Consider the following 19,796-nt stretch of genomic DNA (forward strand, 5'->3'; position numbering starts at 1 on the left):
CGCTAACTACAGAAATTATTCTAGTTTTAAGATATGAAAGCGATTGATAACCCGAAGATCTATAAATGGATATTGGTGCTTAGTTCTACGGCTTTATCTGCTATGATACTTTTTTTGGTGTACAATACCTATAAGCTAAAGGACGAAAGCTTATATGCTCTCCAAAAAGAAAGCATGGTTTCGGCTTATGGGCAATACATAAAAAATGAGAAACTATTCCCGGGTGGCAACAATATCTTTGCTCACTATTTTGAAACGCAACTACCACATTTGCTATCTACCCAAGATCCAGCACTCTATGCGCATACCAAGGATCGGGTGGTGCGTGTGCTCATAGAACAGTTACGGCAGCATCAAAATTTTGACTCCTTGTATCACCGCATTCTAAAAGATCAGCGATTGGATCAAGATTTTGTTTATAGACTTACTTTTGATCAATTAGAAATAATAAAAAACGCAGAACAAGGCTGGGAAACTATCTATCAAGCCAAAGCCGACGATCCAAGAGCCAAAATTGCGGGCACATTGAGTAGCGTATCGCCGGCAAATAGAGCTTTACAACTGTCTGTGAACAATAGCGAGCATACGCACAACTATCGATTTACTTATAGCTTGTATGTTGATAGACCCAATCGCGTGCTCAATGTGATATTCGACATGTCTTTCGTGTTGCTACTGTCTGCTGCTTGCATTGTACTAACTATAATGATTAATTATCGTACGTTCCGAAATTGGGTGAGGCAACGTAAAGAAAATCAGTTAAAAGAAGACTTTATTCAACATATCCGACACGAGTTCAATACGCCAATCACGACGATCGTTGTGGCAGCTCGAGGACTTTACGAACTACCGCTCGCAGAAGCGAATGAAGCAGAATTGAGAGAAACAAGTACGATCATCGAGCGACAGGGATTGCGACTTCGCTCGTATGTAAAACAGATCTTAATGTCCATCACGATAGAAGATCAGGAGCCCGAGCTACACATGTCTGACATCAATGAATTGACAGCTGTTTTGCTTCGCGACATTACCCTGCGTATGGAGAATAAGCTTCATATCACGTACCAAAAATCAGACAAACCCATCTATGCGTTAGTCGACTCTTTGCTATATTTATGCATCCTAGACAATGTCATCGACAACGCTTATAAATTTAACCATGAGCGGGACAAGAAGGTGCAGATCTTTTGGCAAGATGATGAAGCGGATAGGTTGCGATTGTGTATACAAGATAACGGCGAAGGCATCAATCCGGAAGAAATCTCCTATATTTTCCAGCGGTTCTATCGAGCGAGTAGTACACACCGCAAATCGGGACTAGGCTTGGGATTATATTACAGTCATTTATGTGCAGCTAAGATGAATTGGGAAATCAACGGGACAGGAGCAGATCAGGACAAAGGTACTCGTATAGAAATCATTATACCGCGAAAAAGACAACTAATATGAAAGAGCAAGTGGATATCTTATTAGTGGAAGACGAGCCGGCACTAGGGATAGTTTTGTCACGCTACTTGTGCAATCAGGGGTTTACCGTGATCTGGAGCAAATCCGCAGAAGAGGCCTTTGACAAAACCCTTTCTTTCCTTTTTCGCCTAATGATAATAGATGTACAGCTTCCAAAAGAAGATGGCTTCCGCATGGCCGCGCGAATAAAGGAAATGTACGCGAAACAGCCTTTTTTATTTTTAACGGCGCTGGCCGGCAAGGAAAATAGGAAACGAGGACTAGCGCTTGGTGCGTTTGATTACATTGAAAAGCCATTTGAGATGGATGAACTGATGCTAAAAATTCAAAATATTTTACATTTTACTTCCCAAGCATCGTCGCAATCGCCAGATGATGAGATGGTAGTGCTAGGTAATATGGTGTTTTACAAGAATCGATTAGCATTGTTAGACGCAAATGGAGTTCAGAAAAATATGACGGTACGGGAGGCTGAGATATTAGCGTTCCTGATAGAGCGGCAGAATAGCTTAGTTCTCAAGAAAGACATTTTGCTAAAATTTTGGGGAGATAGCGATTACTTTAACGGCAAAAGTCTAGAAGTATTTATATCCAGATTGCGAAAACTGCTCAAAGAAGAATCTCGCATCAAGATAGATAGCGTATATGGTGCGGGATATATCTTGGTGACGCCCTGAAGATGGAATAGCATCCATTTAGCAGTTAAATTGATTTACGGTTCGTATATTCCTAGCTGGGACCAACTGTACAGATATATCGCCAAACCTGCCGTGCGAAGGAGCAATATGCTTTTCCAAAAAACCAATTATGTGATGGTGCATTCGACTGTTATCGTGGCGAATTTTTTTACGCAACTGTTTTGTTCAAAATCCTTATCGCTTGTATGTATTTTTATTTGTAAGAAATTTAATGCTTTAATCTTGATTGTTTTGCGCAAATCATGATATTTTTTGTAATTAAAAGCTAACTTTGCACGCGAATTCACTTATCTGAAGTAAGGAGGTAATTTTTATGCGATACAGTATTATCACAATTACAGCTGCAGTTTTTTTCTGTACAAAAGTTTTGGCCCAAGTACAAACAGATACGCTAGAAATACAGGCTGATACGTTAGAGCTGGAAAAACCTCGCTTCCAGCAACAACCAGGGTTGGCATTGGCAGCGTCGAAAATATTTTTCTCCGAGAAGCGCTGGTCTATTGGTGGTTTTGGTGAGTTTAATTATGTGCCTCTTCAACAAAATGTAAACACGGATCTCGGAGATTTGGAGCTGTATTACTCCGGTTTGTATCGCTATGCAATGTTTTTTGGATATCGCCTTACCGACAAGTTAATCTGGAACTCTGAACTTCAAGTAGAATTCTTACACGATCGCGATGGCAATACGAGCCAAGAATTTCTGATAGAGGCCTTTGTAGACTATTTACATGCTGATTATTTAAAAGCTCGTTTGGGATTTTATCCACTAACGATCGGATATGTGAACAATAATGATGAGCCCGTGATGTTTTACTCTGTAAATCGATCGGATGTAGAGAGGCTCATTACGCCTTCCACATGGATTGAGTTTGGGGCAATGTTTTATGGTAATATCTCCAAAGATTGGAGCTATGCGCTTGGTTTTTCTCAGGGTTTGAATAGTGAAGAGTTTATTGGAGCAAGCTGGATTAGGCAAGGACGCGAAATTCGTTTAGGAGTGCCACGTTCTATTGCGATCAACCCACAGATTAATTACCACGGATTGCCAGGTGCTACGCTTTCTGTTTCTGGATATTATGGTAATTCGGGTCAGGGTCAATCTGTCCGAATTAATTATCGGGAAGAAGATGTTAATGGAAGAATTAACTTAACCACTGCTTATGGGACGTATCATTGGCGCACTTTCCGCTTTGTCGCATTAGGCACGTATGGTACGCTAAGCGATACGGAAAAAATATATCAACAGACAGCTGAGCACTCTGGTATGGATGGTCAAGTACTGGGGAGCAACACGTATGGTTATCTTTTTGAGTTAGGCAGCGATATATTGCCATTTTTGCGACGCAGACCGGCAAGACAACGGCCACACCGCTCTTCTTTTCTATTTGATTCTCATGAGATCAAGCTCAGCTTATTTGGCCGGTACGAGCGATTAAATACGCACCAACAAGTAAATCCATTTCTTCAAGGATTACCTCGGGCCGAGAGCAATTTGAGTATTACTACGTTGGGCGTTAACTTCAACACGAAAGAGAATATCGTGTTGAAAGCCAACTACCAGTACCGCCGAAACAAATCGCCTTTAGATCCAAGGCCAGTATCCAACATCGTGGAAACTGGCTTGGGCTTTATTTTTTAATCAACTTGTACGCAACTACGCTATTATTATTGAATGTCGGAATATAGAGGGTTTTGCTGCTTGCATCATATCCTAAATCGGCGGTGTTCATCTTGCCGCGTACATCAAGCAGTTGCTCTAAAGTGCCATCCGCTTTCACGTAATAGATAAGGCCGGGCCAGCACGTCACCAAGAAATCGCCATTGCCCACTGGCTCTAGCCCATCTCCGTTTTCCTCTAAGTCTTCGGTTATTATAGTCTTACTTTTTGCATTATCCACTTTCCACAATTCTTTTCCGGCTAATACATACAATGCATCTCCAATAACTCGTACGCCGTTTGCGTTGTTTGCATTTTCTAGGTATACACTTGCTTGATCATTTTCGATCAGATAAACTTTATGCTCGCGCGTGTCGGATACAAAGACACGACCTTCTGCATCAGCGGTTACATCATTTAAAAATGTGGCGCCTGCAACCGGGATTTTCTTAAGCACGTTTCCGCTGTCCATATCCACCACGACCACATCTGTAATATCAGCGATATACAAGCGATTGCCGTGCATGGCCATTCCTTTTGGCGCGTGAAGGCCAGATACCCAAGTTGCATCTTTCATCTTGCCATTGGCATGCAATACAGCTACGCCGCCTTTGCCGTCTTTTTCACTGCCGCCTCCATCGATCAGCGAAACCAAAAGAGTGGATTGTTGCGCATTCGGCAACACCGACTCTGGGACAGGTAATTGTTCGGTGGATTCCCACAATTTTTCTAGTTTGTGCTGAGCCTGAGCCGAATAGGTCAGTGCAGAAAGAGCGAGTAAAGCCAATGTATTTTTCATGGTAGTGTGTTTTGTGAATGTCCTAATTTATCAAAATTAGCGAAGAATGTCAAAGGTTTAGCAGGCTTTCTGTATCTTTGTCCTTGTGAAGGATAATGTAAAATTGGTGGATATCAGAAGTTTGAGTGTAGATCAACTGAAGGTTAAGCTCACGGAGATGGGAGAGCAGGCGTTTCGTGCAAAGCAGATATATGAATGGCTATGGCAAAAATCGTGTACCTCTTTTGACGAGATGAGCAACCTGAGTAAGGCGCTACGCGAGAATCTCAAAAACCATTTTACGATCAATGCAGCGCAGGTACGCCAATCACAGATCAGTAATGATAAGACCATTAAAAGCACCTTTACGCTATATGATGGCAACGTGATTGAGGGCGTGCTAATTCCGGCAGATTCGCGCATGACAGCCTGTGTGAGTTCACAGGTAGGCTGCAGTTTGACGTGTAAATTTTGCGCAACTGGCTATATGGATCGCAAGCGCAACCTGAACGCAGACGAAATCTACGATCAAGTGGTGCTAATCGCCAAACAAGCCGAAGATCACTATCAGCAACCCTTATCCAATATTGTATATATGGGCATGGGCGAGCCTTTGCTTAATTATGCCAACATGATGAAGTCCATCGAGCGAATTACTTCACCGACGGGTCTGAATATGGCAGCCAAGCGGATAACGGTTAGTACTGCGGGGATCGCTAAGATGATTAAGAAACTGGGTGACGACGAGGTGCGATTTAATCTAGCACTTTCACTGCACGCGGCTAATGACGAGAAGCGAAATGAAATTATGCCGATCAACGAGCAGAATACGCTGAAAGCATTGGCCGAAGCACTCAAATATTATTACGCCAAAACCAAGAACGCAGTCACATTCGAATACATCGTGTTTCATAATTTCAACGATGAGTTAGAAGACGCTAAGGATCTGGCAAAATTTTGTAAACACATTCCATGTAAGGTCAATATCATCGAGTATAATCCAATAGCGTTGGCCGACTTTGTAAATGCCGAGGCTGATAAGATTGATTTATTTGCCGATTACTTACGTAGCCAGGGGGTTGTCACCAATGTAAGACGGAGTCGCGGAAAAGATATCGACGCAGCCTGCGGTCAGTTGGCTATTAAAGATAAAACTGCCGAGGAAGTAGAATAGATCGTATTTCGAGGCCATATTTGTTTATTTCTTATGCACAATTTGGATAAATATTGGAATGGCTTGCTCCACATATTCTTTCCACAACGATGTGCTGGCTGCGATGCGGCATTATACCATCAAGAGCATATTTTGTGTAGCAGCTGTCTTTACCACCTGCCGAGGACCAATCATCATGTAGATCGGGTCAATGAAACAGCTAAACAATTATGGGGGAAAGTGACATTCCAATACGCTGCTTCCATGCTCACACTTTCCAAATCATCTCGCGTACAGCATATCATTCACAATCTGAAATATGGGCATCAGCCAGAAATTGGCATTTATCTTGGCAAAATGTATGGAGCTGTACTGAAGGATAGCCTATTTTTAAAAGACATCGACCTTATTGTACCGATTCCTATTCATCCAGTCAAAAAGAGAAAAAGAGGATACAACCAGTCCGAAAGCTTTGCACAGGGTTTGAGCGAATCGTTAGGCATACCATACGATGCATCTTTATTAATTCGTACAGTGAACTCTGCCTCACAGACGCGCAATTCGCGGATAGATCGATACAATAATGTAGAGCATGTGTTTGCTATTCCGCCCGGCAGGAGCGGCCTACACACCGGGAAACACATCTTATTAGTTGATGATGTAATCACTACGGGTGCCACTATCTCTTTTGCGGCTCAGGTGCTTATTGATGGTTTACATTGCACCGTATCCGTACTAACAATTGCACGAGCTTAAGATATCTAATCACAACGGATTAGTATTACGAGATGGTTATTACTGTTGTAAGGCAGGTGCGAATCTTCTAAAATCGCTTACGATAAAATAATAAATAGGCAAATAATGCCATACCAATTCCGACGGCATCCGCAAAAATATCCCACCAGTCGGCCTGCCGATAGGTGGTAAAATAGTATTGAGCAAACTCGGTAAAAAAAGCAAAAGTACCAGTTCCCAAAAACACCCAAAACGCCGTGACATATTTTCTAGCCATGCCCTTGGTGTGCGCTACTGCACCATATAGGAACAGCGCAGCCAAAAGAAAAAAACTACCGCAATGCGCGATTTTGTCAAAACCCTCATACAGAGGTATTGGAAGCGAATCTCCTGGCGATTTTAACATAAGGTAAAGCATGCAGATGCTCCATAGGAATGCCCAAGAATAACTTAGAATAAAACGCATAGCTGTAAAAGTCGGCTTTATCTGGTAAAGATAAAAGCTCTTTAACGATTTTTATCGGTTTAGAACTACATTCTACCCTCGCCTAGAAATTTGTTTAAAAAATTATTTAACTGATCTTCAGTGTTTTATAAATTATTTTTCAATCTATACAGTACTATGTATTGCAAAGTACTGTTTTAAAGATATATCTTTGTATTGTTATGGTAGCTGAAAACACACAAGTACAGATGCGAAAAGGAATACTGGAATACTGTATTCTTTCGATTATATCTCGCAAAGAAATATACGCATCAGATATAATAGCGGAGTTGAAGAAAGCGGAGCTCTTGATCGTAGAAGGAACCTTATATCCTTTGCTCACCAGGCTCAAGAACAATGGACTATTGAGCTACAATTGGAAAGAATCAACTTCTGGCCCGCCGAGAAAATATTATGAGATTACAGAAGAAGGTCAGGACGTACTCAAGAAGCTAGACGTAACCTGGAAGGAACTGCTCTTTGCAGTCGAAACCTCGTTAGAACACCGCACAATTTAAGTGACATAAAGATTTAAAAACCCTAAAACCATGAATAAGACTATAATCATTAACATAAACAGCATCGTTTTCCACATCGAGGAGGATGCCTATGAAATACTTCGCTCTTACATGATCGATATCAAAAGGCACTTTGGCCGATCGGAAGATAGCAAAGAAATATTAGAAGATATTGAGAATCGCATTGCGGAAATGTTTTCTGAACGCATTCATTCTGGCAAGAAAGAAGTGATTGGTATTGTCGATGTCAATCAGGTCATTGCACAAATGGGTCGCGTGAGCGATTTTGAAGCAGGTATTTTGGAAGATGAATCAACGACGACGAAGGATCCGATCGATTATTCCGCAGAAAAAGCGTCGAGCGAACATGTCGATCAAGCTGCTGAACCAAAAATCTCTGCTGCGAATGCCTCTTATTTTGCTAAAAAATTGATGCGTGATCCCGACGACAAAATGCTGGGCGGAGTCGCTAGCGGATTGGGTCACTATTTCGGGATAGAGTCGAAATGGGTTCGTGTGATCTTCCTCGCTTTCTTCTTATTTGCTGGTTCGGGTGCTATGCTATATGTCGTACTTTGGATGGTAATGCCATTAGCCAGTAGTCGGGCAGATCGCATGGCGATGCGCGGAGAAGCGCCTAATTTAGAGAATTTTAAGAAATCCTTTGAGAAGGAGATAGATGAGTTTCCAGCACTTAATTCTCGCGATACAGGTGGGCGCGCCAAGCACACTGTCGAAAGTGTGATCGGCCGTATTCTTCGAGTCATAGGTCGTATTTTAGGTGTTTTTGCATTGTCTATTATTAGCATATCGCTGATCGGTTTCTTTATCGTATTCGTATTTAGCTGGTTAAATCTATCAGGTTTTCATACTGACATCATGTTTCCACCGCTGTTGAATATGGAGACAAGAGAGGCATATTTTGCACTAATGGCCGGTTTTTTGGCGATTTCAATTCCTTTTATGTCTTTATTCTACCTTCTGTTGCGCGTGCTATTCAATGCGCCGAAGATGAATAACTATGCCTCGCTCACGCTACTCACCATGTGGTGTCTGTCTATTATTGCAGTCATTTACTTTAGCATATCCACGTCTCACGATTTTAGAGAGACAAGTACCATCAAAGTCGAAAAACCACTCCAGCCAGCAACAAGCTTTGTACTGTCCGAGCGTGATGTACGTGTGATTGATGCTTCGGACGAAGACCGCAGCAAAGGGCGTATAAAAGCTATAGATGAAGGCTACAGCTTGCGTGACGATCTAGCAATCACGATCGAAAGCATTGATTCCTTAGAAAAGCCATTCATTCAATATAATTATACAGCGAAAGGGCGCACCTTCAAGCAGGCTTCGGATAATGCCTCCGACATTGCGTACAAAGTAAAGCAAGATGGCCGAAATTTGATTTTTGACAGCCATTTTCTATTCAGTACCGACAAAAAAGTTTATCGCGATCAGCGTATTGACGTGAAGGTATTTTTGCCGGTGGGCACATCTGTTACCATTATGAATAATATGGACTATAAAGTGCGCAATAGCGTGTGGATACACGATTGTTATCCGGGAATTAATCACAAATCTACCGAATGGATCATGACTAAAAATGGTTTGAAATGTGCTACCGCAAATCCCGAAGAGCAAAAAGATGAAAAAAATGAGGAAGAAGGTGTAACATCCGAGTCCTAGCTGGCGTCTAACGCATAGAAATATACAATTTATACATACTAACACCAATGATTAGAATACTATTTATAGTGGCATGTACGCTTATTGCGCTATTGAATCAAGCATTTGCCCAACAAACAACTATACATATACAAGGAGCGGTGCTCAATGAGGCGGAGGAAGCGCTGGAGGGAGCAACAGTTTATCTGATGACCACCAATTCCAAAGTTTTGCTAAAAAGTGCGCTGACAGACGCTCAGGGTCATTTTAAGATTAGCCACGTACCGAATGGCAACTATTATTTGGAAGTAGGATCTATCGGCTACGCTTCTGCACAATCTGCACCTTTTGAATTTGCGGGAAAGCCAGTAGAAATGCCATCCTTTATCTTAACGACTGAAAGCCAAACGATCGAAGCGGTCGCTGTGACAGGCCAACAGCCATTAATCAGAAGTAGTAATGGAAAACTGATAATGGATGTGGAGAATTCAACTTTGGCAGCAGGAAACAACGCGCTAGAAGTATTGCAACGTGCACCTGGCGTGACCATCGACAAAGACGAAAATATTCTTTTGATGGGCCGTGAGGGGATCAACGTGACAATCGACGGGCGACAAACTTTTATGACTGGCGATCAGTTGGCTTCATTTCTAAAATCAGTGGATGGCGGGCAAATTAAAAATATCGAAGTAGCGACTACCCGTAGTGCTAAGGATGACGCCGAAGGTTCTTCCGGTAGTATCAACATTGTGCTGAAAAAGAATAAGATCGAAGGTTTCAATGGTACGTTGATCGGAAGTTTGGCGCAAGGTAATTATGCCCGAGGAAATACTTCAGCTAGTTTGAACTACAAGAAAAACAATACTACCTTATTCGGTACATATTCCTACCTACACAATAAGCGTCGATTTGATTTAGATATTTACCGAATTGTAGGGCTAGAAGAGCCAACGGCATTCGACCAAACATCCGATTTATATCAGACGGACAAGGCACATACCTATCGATTTGGTATTGAACAAAAAACCTCCGAACGCAACACTTTACTTGCGCAGTTTTCTGCAAATAATTCGCGAGAAACAGAGGACAACGTCAGCTTCACGGAGATGAGCCGCCCTAGTGGACCGATCGATTCTATGCTAAATTCTAATACCTATGGGCGTGCCGGATTTAATCGCTATTCCTTAAACCTAAACAATACCTTTTTGACAGATACTTCTGGCGGAAAGCTGGTCGTGGATGCTGATTTGACTCGTTTTAGAAATACCAATACCATCAACTATGAATATTTGATGAGCGATGCGCAAGGATCATTATTATATGATCCAGAGTTTGAGCGTAGCGCCATGCCAGTAGATATTGACATTTATGTAGGGCGAGTGGATTATAGCAAGCCGTTTAAGAATCAAGATAAGTTTGAAACCGGATTAAAATATAGTAATGTGCGCTCGGACAACAATATGCAGTTTGAACATCGTGTAGATGGCGTATGGCAGGAATACGCCGGCCGTCCGAATCACTTTATTTATACCGAACAAGTTGCTGCAGCCTACGCAGATTATAGCAGAGAGATCAACAAATGGTCGATCAAAGCTGGTCTTAGAGGTGAATTGACCATGTCTAATGGTGAATCTCGCACCATGGAAAGCAATGTGAAGCGTCGTTATTTTGACCTTTTTCCATCTGCCAGTGTTACACGCACGCTAAACGAGAATAATATTATCTCTCTAAGCTATGCGAAGAAGATCTCTAGACCAAACTACCGATTCCTTAATCCGTTCGAATACTTTATAGATCGTTTCACCTTCATGCGAGGTAACCCTTACTTGCAGCCGCAATATACGCATGGCTTCTCCTTGAACTATACGTGGATGAAAATGTTTAATTTCACCTTGGGTAGTGATATTACCAACGATGCCATTACCGAAAGTATGGGGCAGGATGAAGAAACGAAACAATCTTGGGTAATCCGAGAGAATCTTGGCCGCCAGGTAAATAGCTACTTGAATATCAATACGCCATATAAGGTGGGCAATTTTTGGAGCATCAATAACAATATGACGTTGGTACACATGTATTTCAAAGGGCCTATTGCCGGATCATTTGTAGATCAAGGTGGTTTTATGTTTCAGCTAAATAATATGAACAATTTTAAGATCAATAAGTCGTTATCGGCAGAAACATCATTGGCCTATACATCTCCATTTGTGTACAATATCTACAAAATTCATAGTCGTTGGAATTTGGATGTAGGCGTCAACTATACCTTCAAAGATCCTCGCAGCACGCTTAAGCTGGCTGCCACAGATATTTTTCGTACCAGCAGAAATAATATTAGCACTAACTTTGGCGCCTTCCTTGCCGATATCCGCCAATATAATGATACGCAGACGGTACGTTTAACGTACACATTCCGCTTCGGAAATCTGAAACAGAATATCCGCAAATCGGATGGAGGAAACGACGAAAGAGATCGCGCACAATAGGCATAATGTATCTTATAAACAATAGAAATCCTCCCTCTTCATAAAGGAGGACTTCTTTGTTTTTGAGGCTTTCCAAAAAGATCTATATTTGAGTTATGAAGATAACAAGTGTTGCGGTTTTTTGTGCATCTAGTCCTGGTTTTGATGCGGTGTGGGCGGAGAGTGCGCGTCAGGTTGGCGCGTATTTGGCGAAAGAAAATATAACTCTAGTATACGGTGGTGGTAAAGTTGGGCTTATGGGTGCCGTTGCCGATGCTGCATTGGCTGCGAAGGGTAAAGTGATTGGCGTAATTCCCGAGTTTCTCGACGCCAAAGAGATTAGCCATCACGGTGTTACAGAGCTTATCGTGGTCGAGACCATGTATGAGCGTAAGATGAAGATGAGCACACTGTGTGATGGCGTCATCGCTTTGCCGGGCGGATTTGGCACCTTAGAAGAGCTTTTCGAAATGATTACTTGGGCACAGCTTGGTTTGCACAGTAAGCCGGTCGCTATACTGAATGTAAATGGCTTTTACGATCATCTGATCACATTTATCGAGCAAATGGTTATAGCAGGATTGCTAAAGCCAGAGAATCGAGAAATGTTGCTCGTGTCGGATAATATTGCTGATCTGCTGCACAAAATGCAACACTACGAAGCACCTAACGTACCAAAATGGTTAGAAAAAGATGATATTTAAAGAAGGGTATATCAGCTACTGCGCGACATTTTTGTGTGCCGGTAAGAAGAGTTGGGTGATGTAGCCAAATAAAATCACACCGATACAGCCAATTAAATTGAGCCATAGAAATGCGATGATATCTTGTCTCCAAATAACAATCACTAGTACTTCTGTAAGTAGAGCCGCGATGAAGACCGCTTTTCCGCCAATATTTTTGAGGTAAAAGGCCACTAGAAAGATGCCTAAAATCGTGCCGTAGAATAGCGAGCCGAGGATGTTTACCGCTTCGAGGAGATTACCCACTCGATTGGCGTATAGGGCAATAATCACCGTGAAAATTCCCCAAAATAGCGTCGTGAATCTAGATATACGCAGATAGGTTTTATCATCGCCTGTTTTGCGGACAAATCGCTTGATGATATCGATTACCGTAGTTGAGGACAGAGAGTTAATGGCACTTGCCGTAGCGCCCATCGAAGCTAAAAAGATAATGGCAATCAGCAATCCAACAAGGCCTTTTGGAAATACGTCGCTGACGAAAGATAAGAATACGTAGTTATTGTCATTGGTGTCTGCTGCGGCATCATTTTGCTGTAGCAAATCGATCATTTGTGCGCGAAGCGAATCGGTCGATTGATTGTGTATAGCCAGCGCTGCAGTAAAGTCTTCTTCCGCCCTCATATCACCCGCTTTCATCGCTTTTACTAGTCCTTCTACATCAGCAGCCTTAGCGGCTTTTGTTTGCTCGTGTTGTGTGATCAAGGATTGGTATTCCGCAGAATAGCTACTGTTCTCCAGTTTCTTGGCTTCAGCCTGGTTGAAGAATAAAGGCGGCGTGTTATACTGATAATAGGCAAATACCAAAACGCCAATCAACAGAATACAGAATTGCATCGGTATTTTCAAAACGCCATTCATTAGCAGCCCCATGCGGCTTTCGCGGATCGAAGATCCAGTCAGATAACGGCCGACCTGACTTTGATCTGTACCAAAATAAGAGAGTTGCAAGAAGAATCCCCCAATCAATCCGGTCCATACGGTGTATTGGTTGTCGAGATCAAAGCTGAAGTCGATCGCATTCGTTTTGCCAGATTTGCCGGCAATATGCAGTGCCTCGGCAAAGCCAATTTCTTCTGGCAAGAAATGCACCACCAAAACTCCTGCAAGTAGCAAACCACCAAAAATAATGGACATTTGCAGTAGCTGCGTGTACGATACAGCTTTAGTGCCGCCGTATACGGTGTACGAGATCACCATAATACCGATACCCAATGTGGTTAGCGTAAGATCAATCTCAAAAATGGTTGATAAGATTACTGCAGGAGCAAAGATTGTAATGCCCGTAGAAATGCCGCGCTGGACAAGAAATAACAACGCGGTAAGCACACGTGTATTCACATCAAAGCGCTTCTCGAGAAATTCGTATGCGGTATAAACCTTGAGCCGGTGAAATATCGGAACAAACGTGACACACAGCACGATCATGGCCAGTGGTAAGCCAAAATAAAATTGTACAAAGCTCATGCCCGAGCTATACGCCAAGCCAGGAGCCGACAGAAATGTAATCGCGCTGGCCTGAGTGGCCATTACCGAGAAACCTACATTGTACCACGCAATTCGCGATCGCCCAGCATGTAGCCGTCAATGTTCTGAACATTTCTACTTTTGTAGATTCCGTACGCTACAATACCCAGCAACGTAAGAATGAGCACTATCCAATCGAGAGCACTCATTCAAAATAGATGGTAAACCAGTACATCAATGCGATATTGATCATGAGCCAGATACACACGAGCCAATAAAATCGACGCCAACTACCAATAAAGGAAGGTAGGCCCTTATCGATCACTAGGTTTGTGCGGGATGACAAATTTGACAAAGATGCTCGCAAAGATCAATCCACCGATCGCACCTGTAACCAGGCTCAAAGGAGCTCCAGACGATGCAAAAGCAATAATAGCGCCCATAACGGCACCGATTAAGTAAAGAGAATTGTGCAAGGTTGTTTTTTCGTTTTTCGTATTTTCCATGTTGATATTGTACGTTGTATAGCGAGTTATTCTTCTTCTTTCGCCAGTAAATTTACAAATAATCTGTAAGCTCCCGGAACTCCGGCAGGCAATTGCATAAAATGCCAGAGATGTGTATACAAATTTACCTTTTCCATGTCGAGCGATCAGTAATGAGCCATCGTGTGCCGCTTCGTTTTTGTCGTGCATAGATAGCGGTTTGCGATACATATCTTCACTACCTTCTACGAAATACAAGCCACGCTCTTGCACCCAATTCGCAAAATCCATGTCACTAATTTTGTTGGGTTTTTGCAAGGAAGGGTCGTCGGGTAAGAGGAATTTCACCGTGGCATCTTCTTCCGTGACGCGTGTGCGTGTAACTGCGATAGGAAATGGGCCGATATCCGCTCCGACTACGCCGCCACTAACTTGATATTGTATCAACACCGTTCCGCCTGCCTCTGCATAGCGCAATAGTGCCGGTGTGTATTGTGTGAGATCTCCATGCACATTATAAGCACGTATTCCCACAATCAATGCATCGTATTGCGCGGCACTTACCGTAGAAATTTCTGCCGGGCGAATGACATCGACAACTATGCCTACTGCTCTCAGGGATTCGGGAACACGATCGCCAGCGCCAGTTACATACGCTACGCGTTTCACCGGGACATTCAAATCTACTTTTTCGGCTTTGATTGTTAGTTTAGGAAACCAAGCTTGCGAAGGAATATGATTGTATTCGATCAGTCGATACTGGCGTATCGTATCTTTTCCTACCGCAAAGCTAATTTCTTTTGCCCTCGCATCGGAAGGACTTGCGGATCTTCCGCTAGCAGCTATTACATCAAAGGATTGCGTGACCGATCTGGCCTTGCCAAATTCTAATACAGTTGTAGATGGCGATATTTGAAAGCCCGGAGGTGCGTTGGCCGTGATCTTCGTATGATCGTCACCACCATTTCTTGTAAAGGTGACTTGTATTTTCTGCGGTTGCGCTGTATCGGTCAATAGTATCGCGCTCTGCGCTGCCGATGCCGTTATCTTGGGAAGGATATGCAGCGGATTGTGGATTTCGCCACGAACAGGATCAACAAAACGATGTCTGATCGGCTGCTGGATCGTGATAGGCAGTCCGTCAATCGTAATCACGATCTCCGTTTGTGGGCGATCGCTACTTTCGGCTGCACCGAAATCGGCCTCTTCCACATCAAATTTGCCTAGCGTGTAAGGTTTACGTAGCCAGTAAGGTTGCGTAATAGCCGACGGTGTAATTTGATACTGATGGCGAAAGGCAACGTTATTTTTTAGCGCTTGGCGAATGGATTGCGTGCCAATACGCTCTATGCTGGCAGTGACATTTGGGTTTCGCACAATAATTTCTTGAAATACGTCTACAAATTCGCCTACGATACCGACTGGTTTTACGGTATAATTATCGAAATGAAAGCCAGCACATGCCAAGATTAGTTCTTCAATTTCTTGCGTTTTTGTGGTGCGCCAGTGCTTGTCTGCTATTTTTTGCACGCTTTTGTGCACGGCAATCAATGCAGGCAGCGATGCCTGTGGTGCGTTGATATCAAAGTGCTTGTTTAAATCGGCAATCTGCTGCCCGATCGACCCAGCATTCGCCACACGCGACCAATCTGTGGTTACGCCTTCCATTAATGTTTCCTTTGCTTGGGCTCCAGCTACATGTTCGAAATACTCCACGCTCTGGCCGCGCGTGGATGCCGAGCCAAAGCCTTGGCTTTTGTGCTGCGAGCGGCTGCGGGCAGAGATCTCGCCGTACGAAGCGCCCAGTAACGGATTGAATTCGCCGGTTTGAACTTTTAATTGATCTTCAGAAGTGTTGTTTTGTCCGCCAAAGTTAGCTGTATTCCACAGTAGGCGTTTGGCTTGCCACACTTCCAACGCTTCAAGCTGTTCTGGAAAACGAGTAGGATCTGCTGCCGCAATGAACGCTTCATGAGCAAGAATGGCAGATGCTTGATGGTGACCGTGACCGCCTCGAGGATCTGGCGGAAAACGCATGATGATGACATCTGGGCGAAGCTTGCGAATCAGCCATACACTTTCGCGCAGCGTTTCCTCTTTATTCCAAAAATCAAATGTTTCCTCGTGCGTTTTAGAAAATCCAAAATCATAAGCAGAGCTAAAATATTGGTTCCCGCCATCAATACGGCGAGCGGCCAACAGCTCCTGTGTACGAATCAGACCGAGCTCGATACCCATTTCTGTCCCGATCAAGTTTTGGCCGCCATCTCCTCTGGTTAAGGATAGATAAGCCGTTTGGTATTTCTTTTCGTTGGCTAGCCAAGCGATTAGTTTGGTGTTTTCATCGTCGGGATGTGCCGCAAAATAGAGCACCGAGCCTAACACATTTAGTTTCTCTAATCCTGATTTGATCTGAGCCGTATTTTTTGGTGTAATAGTCTGGCTGAAAATAGTGCCACATATTATGAACAGTAGAAAGGCAAGAAACGTGCGCAGCATGAATAAGTGTATTAACAATAAAAGGAATCAAATAGCTATTTGATTCCTTTTACCAACAATTAAAAATCCTTTTAAAACCCTTGATACTAAACCTGATACTTCTTGCATAATAGAATGAAAGCGGGATCAGGCATTAATTTCATTTCTATAAAAGTAGGATATTATGTGTTATTTATACGCAAATACTGCGAAAAAACTTTTCCACAAAAAATTAGTTATGCACAGTTATTTGTGGAAAACTGGACTAACGATCTATTGAACCCATCACACGCTGCATGAATGAATTGATCGCGTCTTTAGGAGCTTGACCTTCTTTGATCAATTTATTTACTTCTACTGCGCCATACATATTGGAGATCAACTCACCAATAACATCTAATTCTTCGTCTTTCAGCGTAGATACCTCTGTCAGTGATTCCAACGTTTCGATGGTCTCCAAGACGAAATCTACATCATTCTCGGCGATGAAATTGGTCAGGTGCTTAATTACTGGTAACTTCATGTAATAAATCTACTAGGCCATCAATCTTGTTTGTTTGTACTTGATTTACCAACTTACCATCGCTAAAAGCAGCAAAAGTCGGCAGGTTGTCTACATTAGCCAGTTTTCTTGACTCCGGAAACTTTTCTGCATCAACGATCACAAATGCCACATTTTCATTCTCACCAGATAGTTTTTTGAACTTTGGTTTCATGATGCGGCAATTGCCACACCAAGAGGCAGAGAATTGAACCAAGACGGTATCATGGTTGTTTACGATCTCCTGCAGGTTATCTGTATCTAATTCTTGTAACATACTTTTATCACTTAATGGTGTACAATAAGGGCCAACTAAAAATGTCACTGTTGCAGAAACGCTTTCTAGTCAGCCCGAAAAATCTACTCAAAGGCCGAATGCGGGCTTTGTTATTTAGTTACTTGCTAGGTAAGAAGCAACGCCATCGCGAGTCGCGCTCATGGCTTCTTTTCCTTCTTCCCAGTTTGCCGGGCATACTTCACCGTGTTTTTGTACGTGTGTGTATGCATCAATTAGGCGGATGTATTCTTTCACGTTACGACCTAAAGGCATATCATTTACTGACTCGTGGAATACTTTACCAGTCTCGTCGATCAGATAAGTTGCACGGTAGGTTACAGCAGATCCTTCAACTAAGGTGCCGTATTCTGGGTGCTCCACTTCTTTCATCTCTAAGATGCCTAATACGCTTGATAAGTTGCGGTTAGTATCTGCAATGATTGGATACTCCACACCTTCGATGCCGCCATTGTCTTTTGCAGTATTCAACCAAGCGAAGTGCACCTCGTTGGAGTCGCAAGATGCGCCAATCACGATGGTATTACGTTTTTCTAACTCGGCAACCTCCGCTTGAAAAGCATGCAATTCAGTAGGGCATACGAAAGTGAAATCTTTTGGATACCAGAATAAAAGAATTTTTTTGTTCTCTTGCTGTGCTTTTTCAAAAATATTCAAAGAGATATAATCTCCCATGTAATCGATTGCGTCTACGGTAATGTTAGGGAAGTTTTTGCCTGTAAAGCTCATAGTTAAAATATTAATTTTTTCGTTTTAATTTCGATGTACAAAAGTAGGCATAAATCGGAGTCTTTCACCATCGAAATTATCAATAACATATCAACATAATCTATAATTAGCAAACAATAGCATTGAATGCAGTGATATCGTGAGTTAAAATAACTTATTGACGGTTTGACTTGCTTATAGGCTTAATTTTTCAAATCTTTGTAATGCCTACTGGCCCCGTAGTTCAACGGATAGAATAGGTGTTTCCTAAACATTAGATAGCAGTTCGATTCTGCTCGGGGCTACAAATTTTTCGAAGAATCGCGATTTACTTCGGTTTGAGCGCGATCTCGAAAAGATCTCATACAAATTCTCATACATCTTGTGGTTATAATTCGTAATAGGTTATAGGAGATAGAGAATTTAAAGCTTTTTCTCGTGATTTTAGATTGTTGAAATTCTTCTCTAACTAGTTTTAAAATCACTAAATAATCCCAATTTTACCAAATCACTAACTTCTGAGTTATTTTTCATGAATTTATAGGCCTTAATTCCGTCTTCTAAGGTCACTCTATTAGAGCATGCTATGATATTAGATGATTGGTCAATTATCAATCCATTTATAGCAGATGTTTGTTCATAACCATATTTTATGTTTCTTGATACATTCCTTAAATAAATTTTGGATTTTGAAATTGGGAGAATTAGTGGCGAATGAAACAAGTCATGCGGTGTTCCTGAATTACTCAAAAATAGCATTGGTTGATCGCCAATACAGATTTGATCCCTTTCGAATGATAAGACTTTAGTGTTTGTAATTTGTCTAGGATCATACTTGAATATCTCGTTTAAATAAGTAGTGAATAATTTTAATCGAAACAACTTTTTGATACCAGACATCTCCTTAAACTCCTTGTGGTATTGATTTAAATCATTATTTCTGAATTCAAATGTACTTGTTTCAAAGACTTGGTCGAAAAATGCATCATTATTTTTATTTCTTAAAAATAAATCAAGAATAAATATGTTCATGTAAGCTATTATTTCACTTCCAGTTTTATAATCAAATGAGTCAACATTTGATCTCAATAATTTTATAACAGATGGTAGTTCATTGTCAAAAAAGCAATACATGTCTTCGAAGATCGATATATATTTATTATTACCTAAATCTAAGCTATTTCTATACTCTTCGTAAAAAATCCCTCCGCTACCTATTTTATTTTTTTTAATTGCATCTCTTTGTTTGTCATAGATATACAGTAGATTTTCATTATCAGTAAATCCATTTATAAAGTAGCGTGGAATATAATGATGCTTTTTAGAACTTCTTTTAAGCTCATCTTCTAAATCAAATTCTGCTTTTTGGTCGTATTCCCTTTTTTCCAGGCGTTTATGTATACCATTAGTGAACCTTTCGAATTCGAGTAGAAACTTGTTCATGTATGTTTAATTTTCA

Annotated in this window: 16 protein-coding genes, 1 tRNA gene and 1 pseudogene; 10 read left to right on the forward strand and 8 right to left on the reverse strand. The window is 41.9% G+C overall.

Translation table 11 applies throughout. From position 1 onward, the window contains the following. Positions 1-33 precede the first annotated feature (33 nt). The 3 genes from A0125_RS11915 (at position 34) to A0125_RS11925 (ending at position 3,804) form a co-directional block, all read left to right on the forward strand. Positions 34-1,449, forward strand: coding sequence for a sensor histidine kinase (locus A0125_RS11915; RefSeq protein ID WP_066756389.1), 1,416 nt, complete (start codon positions 34-36; stop codon positions 1,447-1,449). Further along, a complete protein-coding gene (locus tag A0125_RS11920; protein ID WP_066756391.1) occupies positions 1,446-2,144 on the forward strand; it encodes a response regulator transcription factor in 699 nt (232 codons plus the stop codon). The genes A0125_RS11915 and A0125_RS11920 overlap by 4 nt, the downstream gene beginning before the upstream one ends. A gap of 388 nt (positions 2,145-2,532) precedes the next feature. Beyond that, on the forward strand, positions 2,533-3,804 hold the full coding sequence (locus A0125_RS11925; protein ID WP_197464866.1) for a hypothetical protein: 1,272 nt from the start codon (positions 2,533-2,535) through the stop codon (positions 3,802-3,804). Here the strand turns inward: A0125_RS11925 and A0125_RS11930 are convergent. After that, the gene (locus A0125_RS11930; protein WP_066756400.1) at positions 3,794-4,621 is read right to left on the reverse strand and encodes an SMP-30/gluconolactonase/LRE family protein; all 828 of its coding nucleotides are present in this window, start codon (positions 4,619-4,621) and stop codon (positions 3,794-3,796) included. The genes A0125_RS11925 and A0125_RS11930 overlap by 11 nt on opposite strands. An 85-nt stretch (positions 4,622-4,706) precedes the next feature. Here A0125_RS11930 and rlmN point away from each other — a divergent pair, with 85 nt between their 5' ends. Both rlmN and A0125_RS11940 read left to right on the forward strand, forming a co-directional pair. Then, positions 4,707-5,774 (forward strand): 23S rRNA (adenine(2503)-C(2))-methyltransferase RlmN, encoded by a 1,068-nt coding sequence (gene rlmN / locus A0125_RS11935; protein WP_231863223.1) that lies wholly within the window; start codon positions 4,707-4,709, stop codon positions 5,772-5,774. Between the two features lie 33 nt (positions 5,775-5,807). After that, positions 5,808-6,509 carry a ComF family protein gene (locus A0125_RS11940; RefSeq protein ID WP_066756405.1) on the forward strand — a complete coding sequence of 234 codons (702 nt, stop codon included), beginning with the start codon at positions 5,808-5,810 and terminating at the stop codon, positions 6,507-6,509. Between the two features lie 67 nt (positions 6,510-6,576). On the opposite strand, the gene A0125_RS11945 is transcribed toward A0125_RS11940, so the two are convergent. Continuing rightward, positions 6,577-6,954, reverse strand: coding sequence for a VanZ family protein (locus A0125_RS11945; protein ID WP_156472531.1), 378 nt, complete (start codon positions 6,952-6,954; stop codon positions 6,577-6,579). 200 nt (positions 6,955-7,154) lie between these two features. Here A0125_RS11945 and A0125_RS11950 point away from each other — a divergent pair, with 200 nt between their 5' ends. From A0125_RS11950 to A0125_RS11965, 4 genes are all read left to right on the forward strand, one after another. After that, positions 7,155-7,490, forward strand: coding sequence for a PadR family transcriptional regulator (locus A0125_RS11950; protein ID WP_066756411.1), 336 nt, complete (start codon positions 7,155-7,157; stop codon positions 7,488-7,490). Between the two features lie 30 nt (positions 7,491-7,520). Further along, positions 7,521-9,176: a PspC domain-containing protein gene (locus A0125_RS11955; RefSeq protein WP_082785022.1), complete on the forward strand. Its 1,656-nt coding sequence runs from the start codon at positions 7,521-7,523 to the stop codon at positions 9,174-9,176. Between the two features lie 47 nt (positions 9,177-9,223). Then, positions 9,224-11,641, forward strand: a complete 2,418-nt coding sequence (locus A0125_RS11960) for an outer membrane beta-barrel protein (RefSeq protein ID WP_066756417.1) — start codon at positions 9,224-9,226, stop codon at positions 11,639-11,641. A 95-nt stretch (positions 11,642-11,736) separates the two neighbouring features. Continuing rightward, complete coding sequence (locus A0125_RS11965; RefSeq protein ID WP_066756420.1) at positions 11,737-12,324, forward strand: LOG family protein; 588 nt, start codon at positions 11,737-11,739, stop codon at positions 12,322-12,324. A 15-nt stretch (positions 12,325-12,339) separates the two neighbouring features. Here A0125_RS11965 and A0125_RS11970 read toward each other — a convergent pair. From A0125_RS11970 to A0125_RS11990, 5 genes and pseudogenes are all read right to left on the reverse strand, one after another. Continuing rightward, positions 12,340-14,039, reverse strand: a pseudogene (locus tag A0125_RS11970) (sodium:solute symporter). A 105-nt stretch (positions 14,040-14,144) separates the two neighbouring features. Next, a complete protein-coding gene (locus A0125_RS11975; RefSeq protein ID WP_066756423.1) occupies positions 14,145-16,814 on the reverse strand; it encodes a PIG-L family deacetylase in 2,670 nt (889 codons plus the stop codon). A gap of 244 nt (positions 16,815-17,058) precedes the next feature. Then, positions 17,059-17,316: a DUF6952 family protein gene (locus tag A0125_RS11980; RefSeq protein ID WP_066756425.1), complete on the reverse strand. Its 258-nt coding sequence runs from the start codon at positions 17,314-17,316 to the stop codon at positions 17,059-17,061. After that, positions 17,297-17,611 (reverse strand): thioredoxin family protein, encoded by a 315-nt coding sequence (locus tag A0125_RS11985; RefSeq protein ID WP_066756428.1) that lies wholly within the window; start codon positions 17,609-17,611, stop codon positions 17,297-17,299. The genes A0125_RS11980 and A0125_RS11985 overlap by 20 nt, the downstream gene beginning before the upstream one ends. Positions 17,612-17,725: 114 nt before the next feature. After that, positions 17,726-18,358 (reverse strand): peroxiredoxin, encoded by a 633-nt coding sequence (locus A0125_RS11990; protein ID WP_066756431.1) that lies wholly within the window; start codon positions 18,356-18,358, stop codon positions 17,726-17,728. Positions 18,359-18,570: 212 nt separating this feature from the next. On the opposite strand from A0125_RS11990, the gene A0125_RS11995 reads away from it, so the two are divergent. Beyond that, positions 18,571-18,642, forward strand: a tRNA-Arg gene (locus A0125_RS11995). A gap of 160 nt (positions 18,643-18,802) precedes the next feature. Here A0125_RS11995 and A0125_RS12000 read toward each other — a convergent pair. After that, positions 18,803-19,780 (reverse strand): DUF4238 domain-containing protein, encoded by a 978-nt coding sequence (locus A0125_RS12000; protein ID WP_066756434.1) that lies wholly within the window; start codon positions 19,778-19,780, stop codon positions 18,803-18,805. Positions 19,781-19,796: the final 16 nt, after the last annotated feature.

This window comes from Sphingobacterium populi, from assembly GCF_001586775.1.
GTDB lineage: Bacteria > Bacteroidota > Bacteroidia > Sphingobacteriales > Sphingobacteriaceae > Sphingobacterium > Sphingobacterium populi.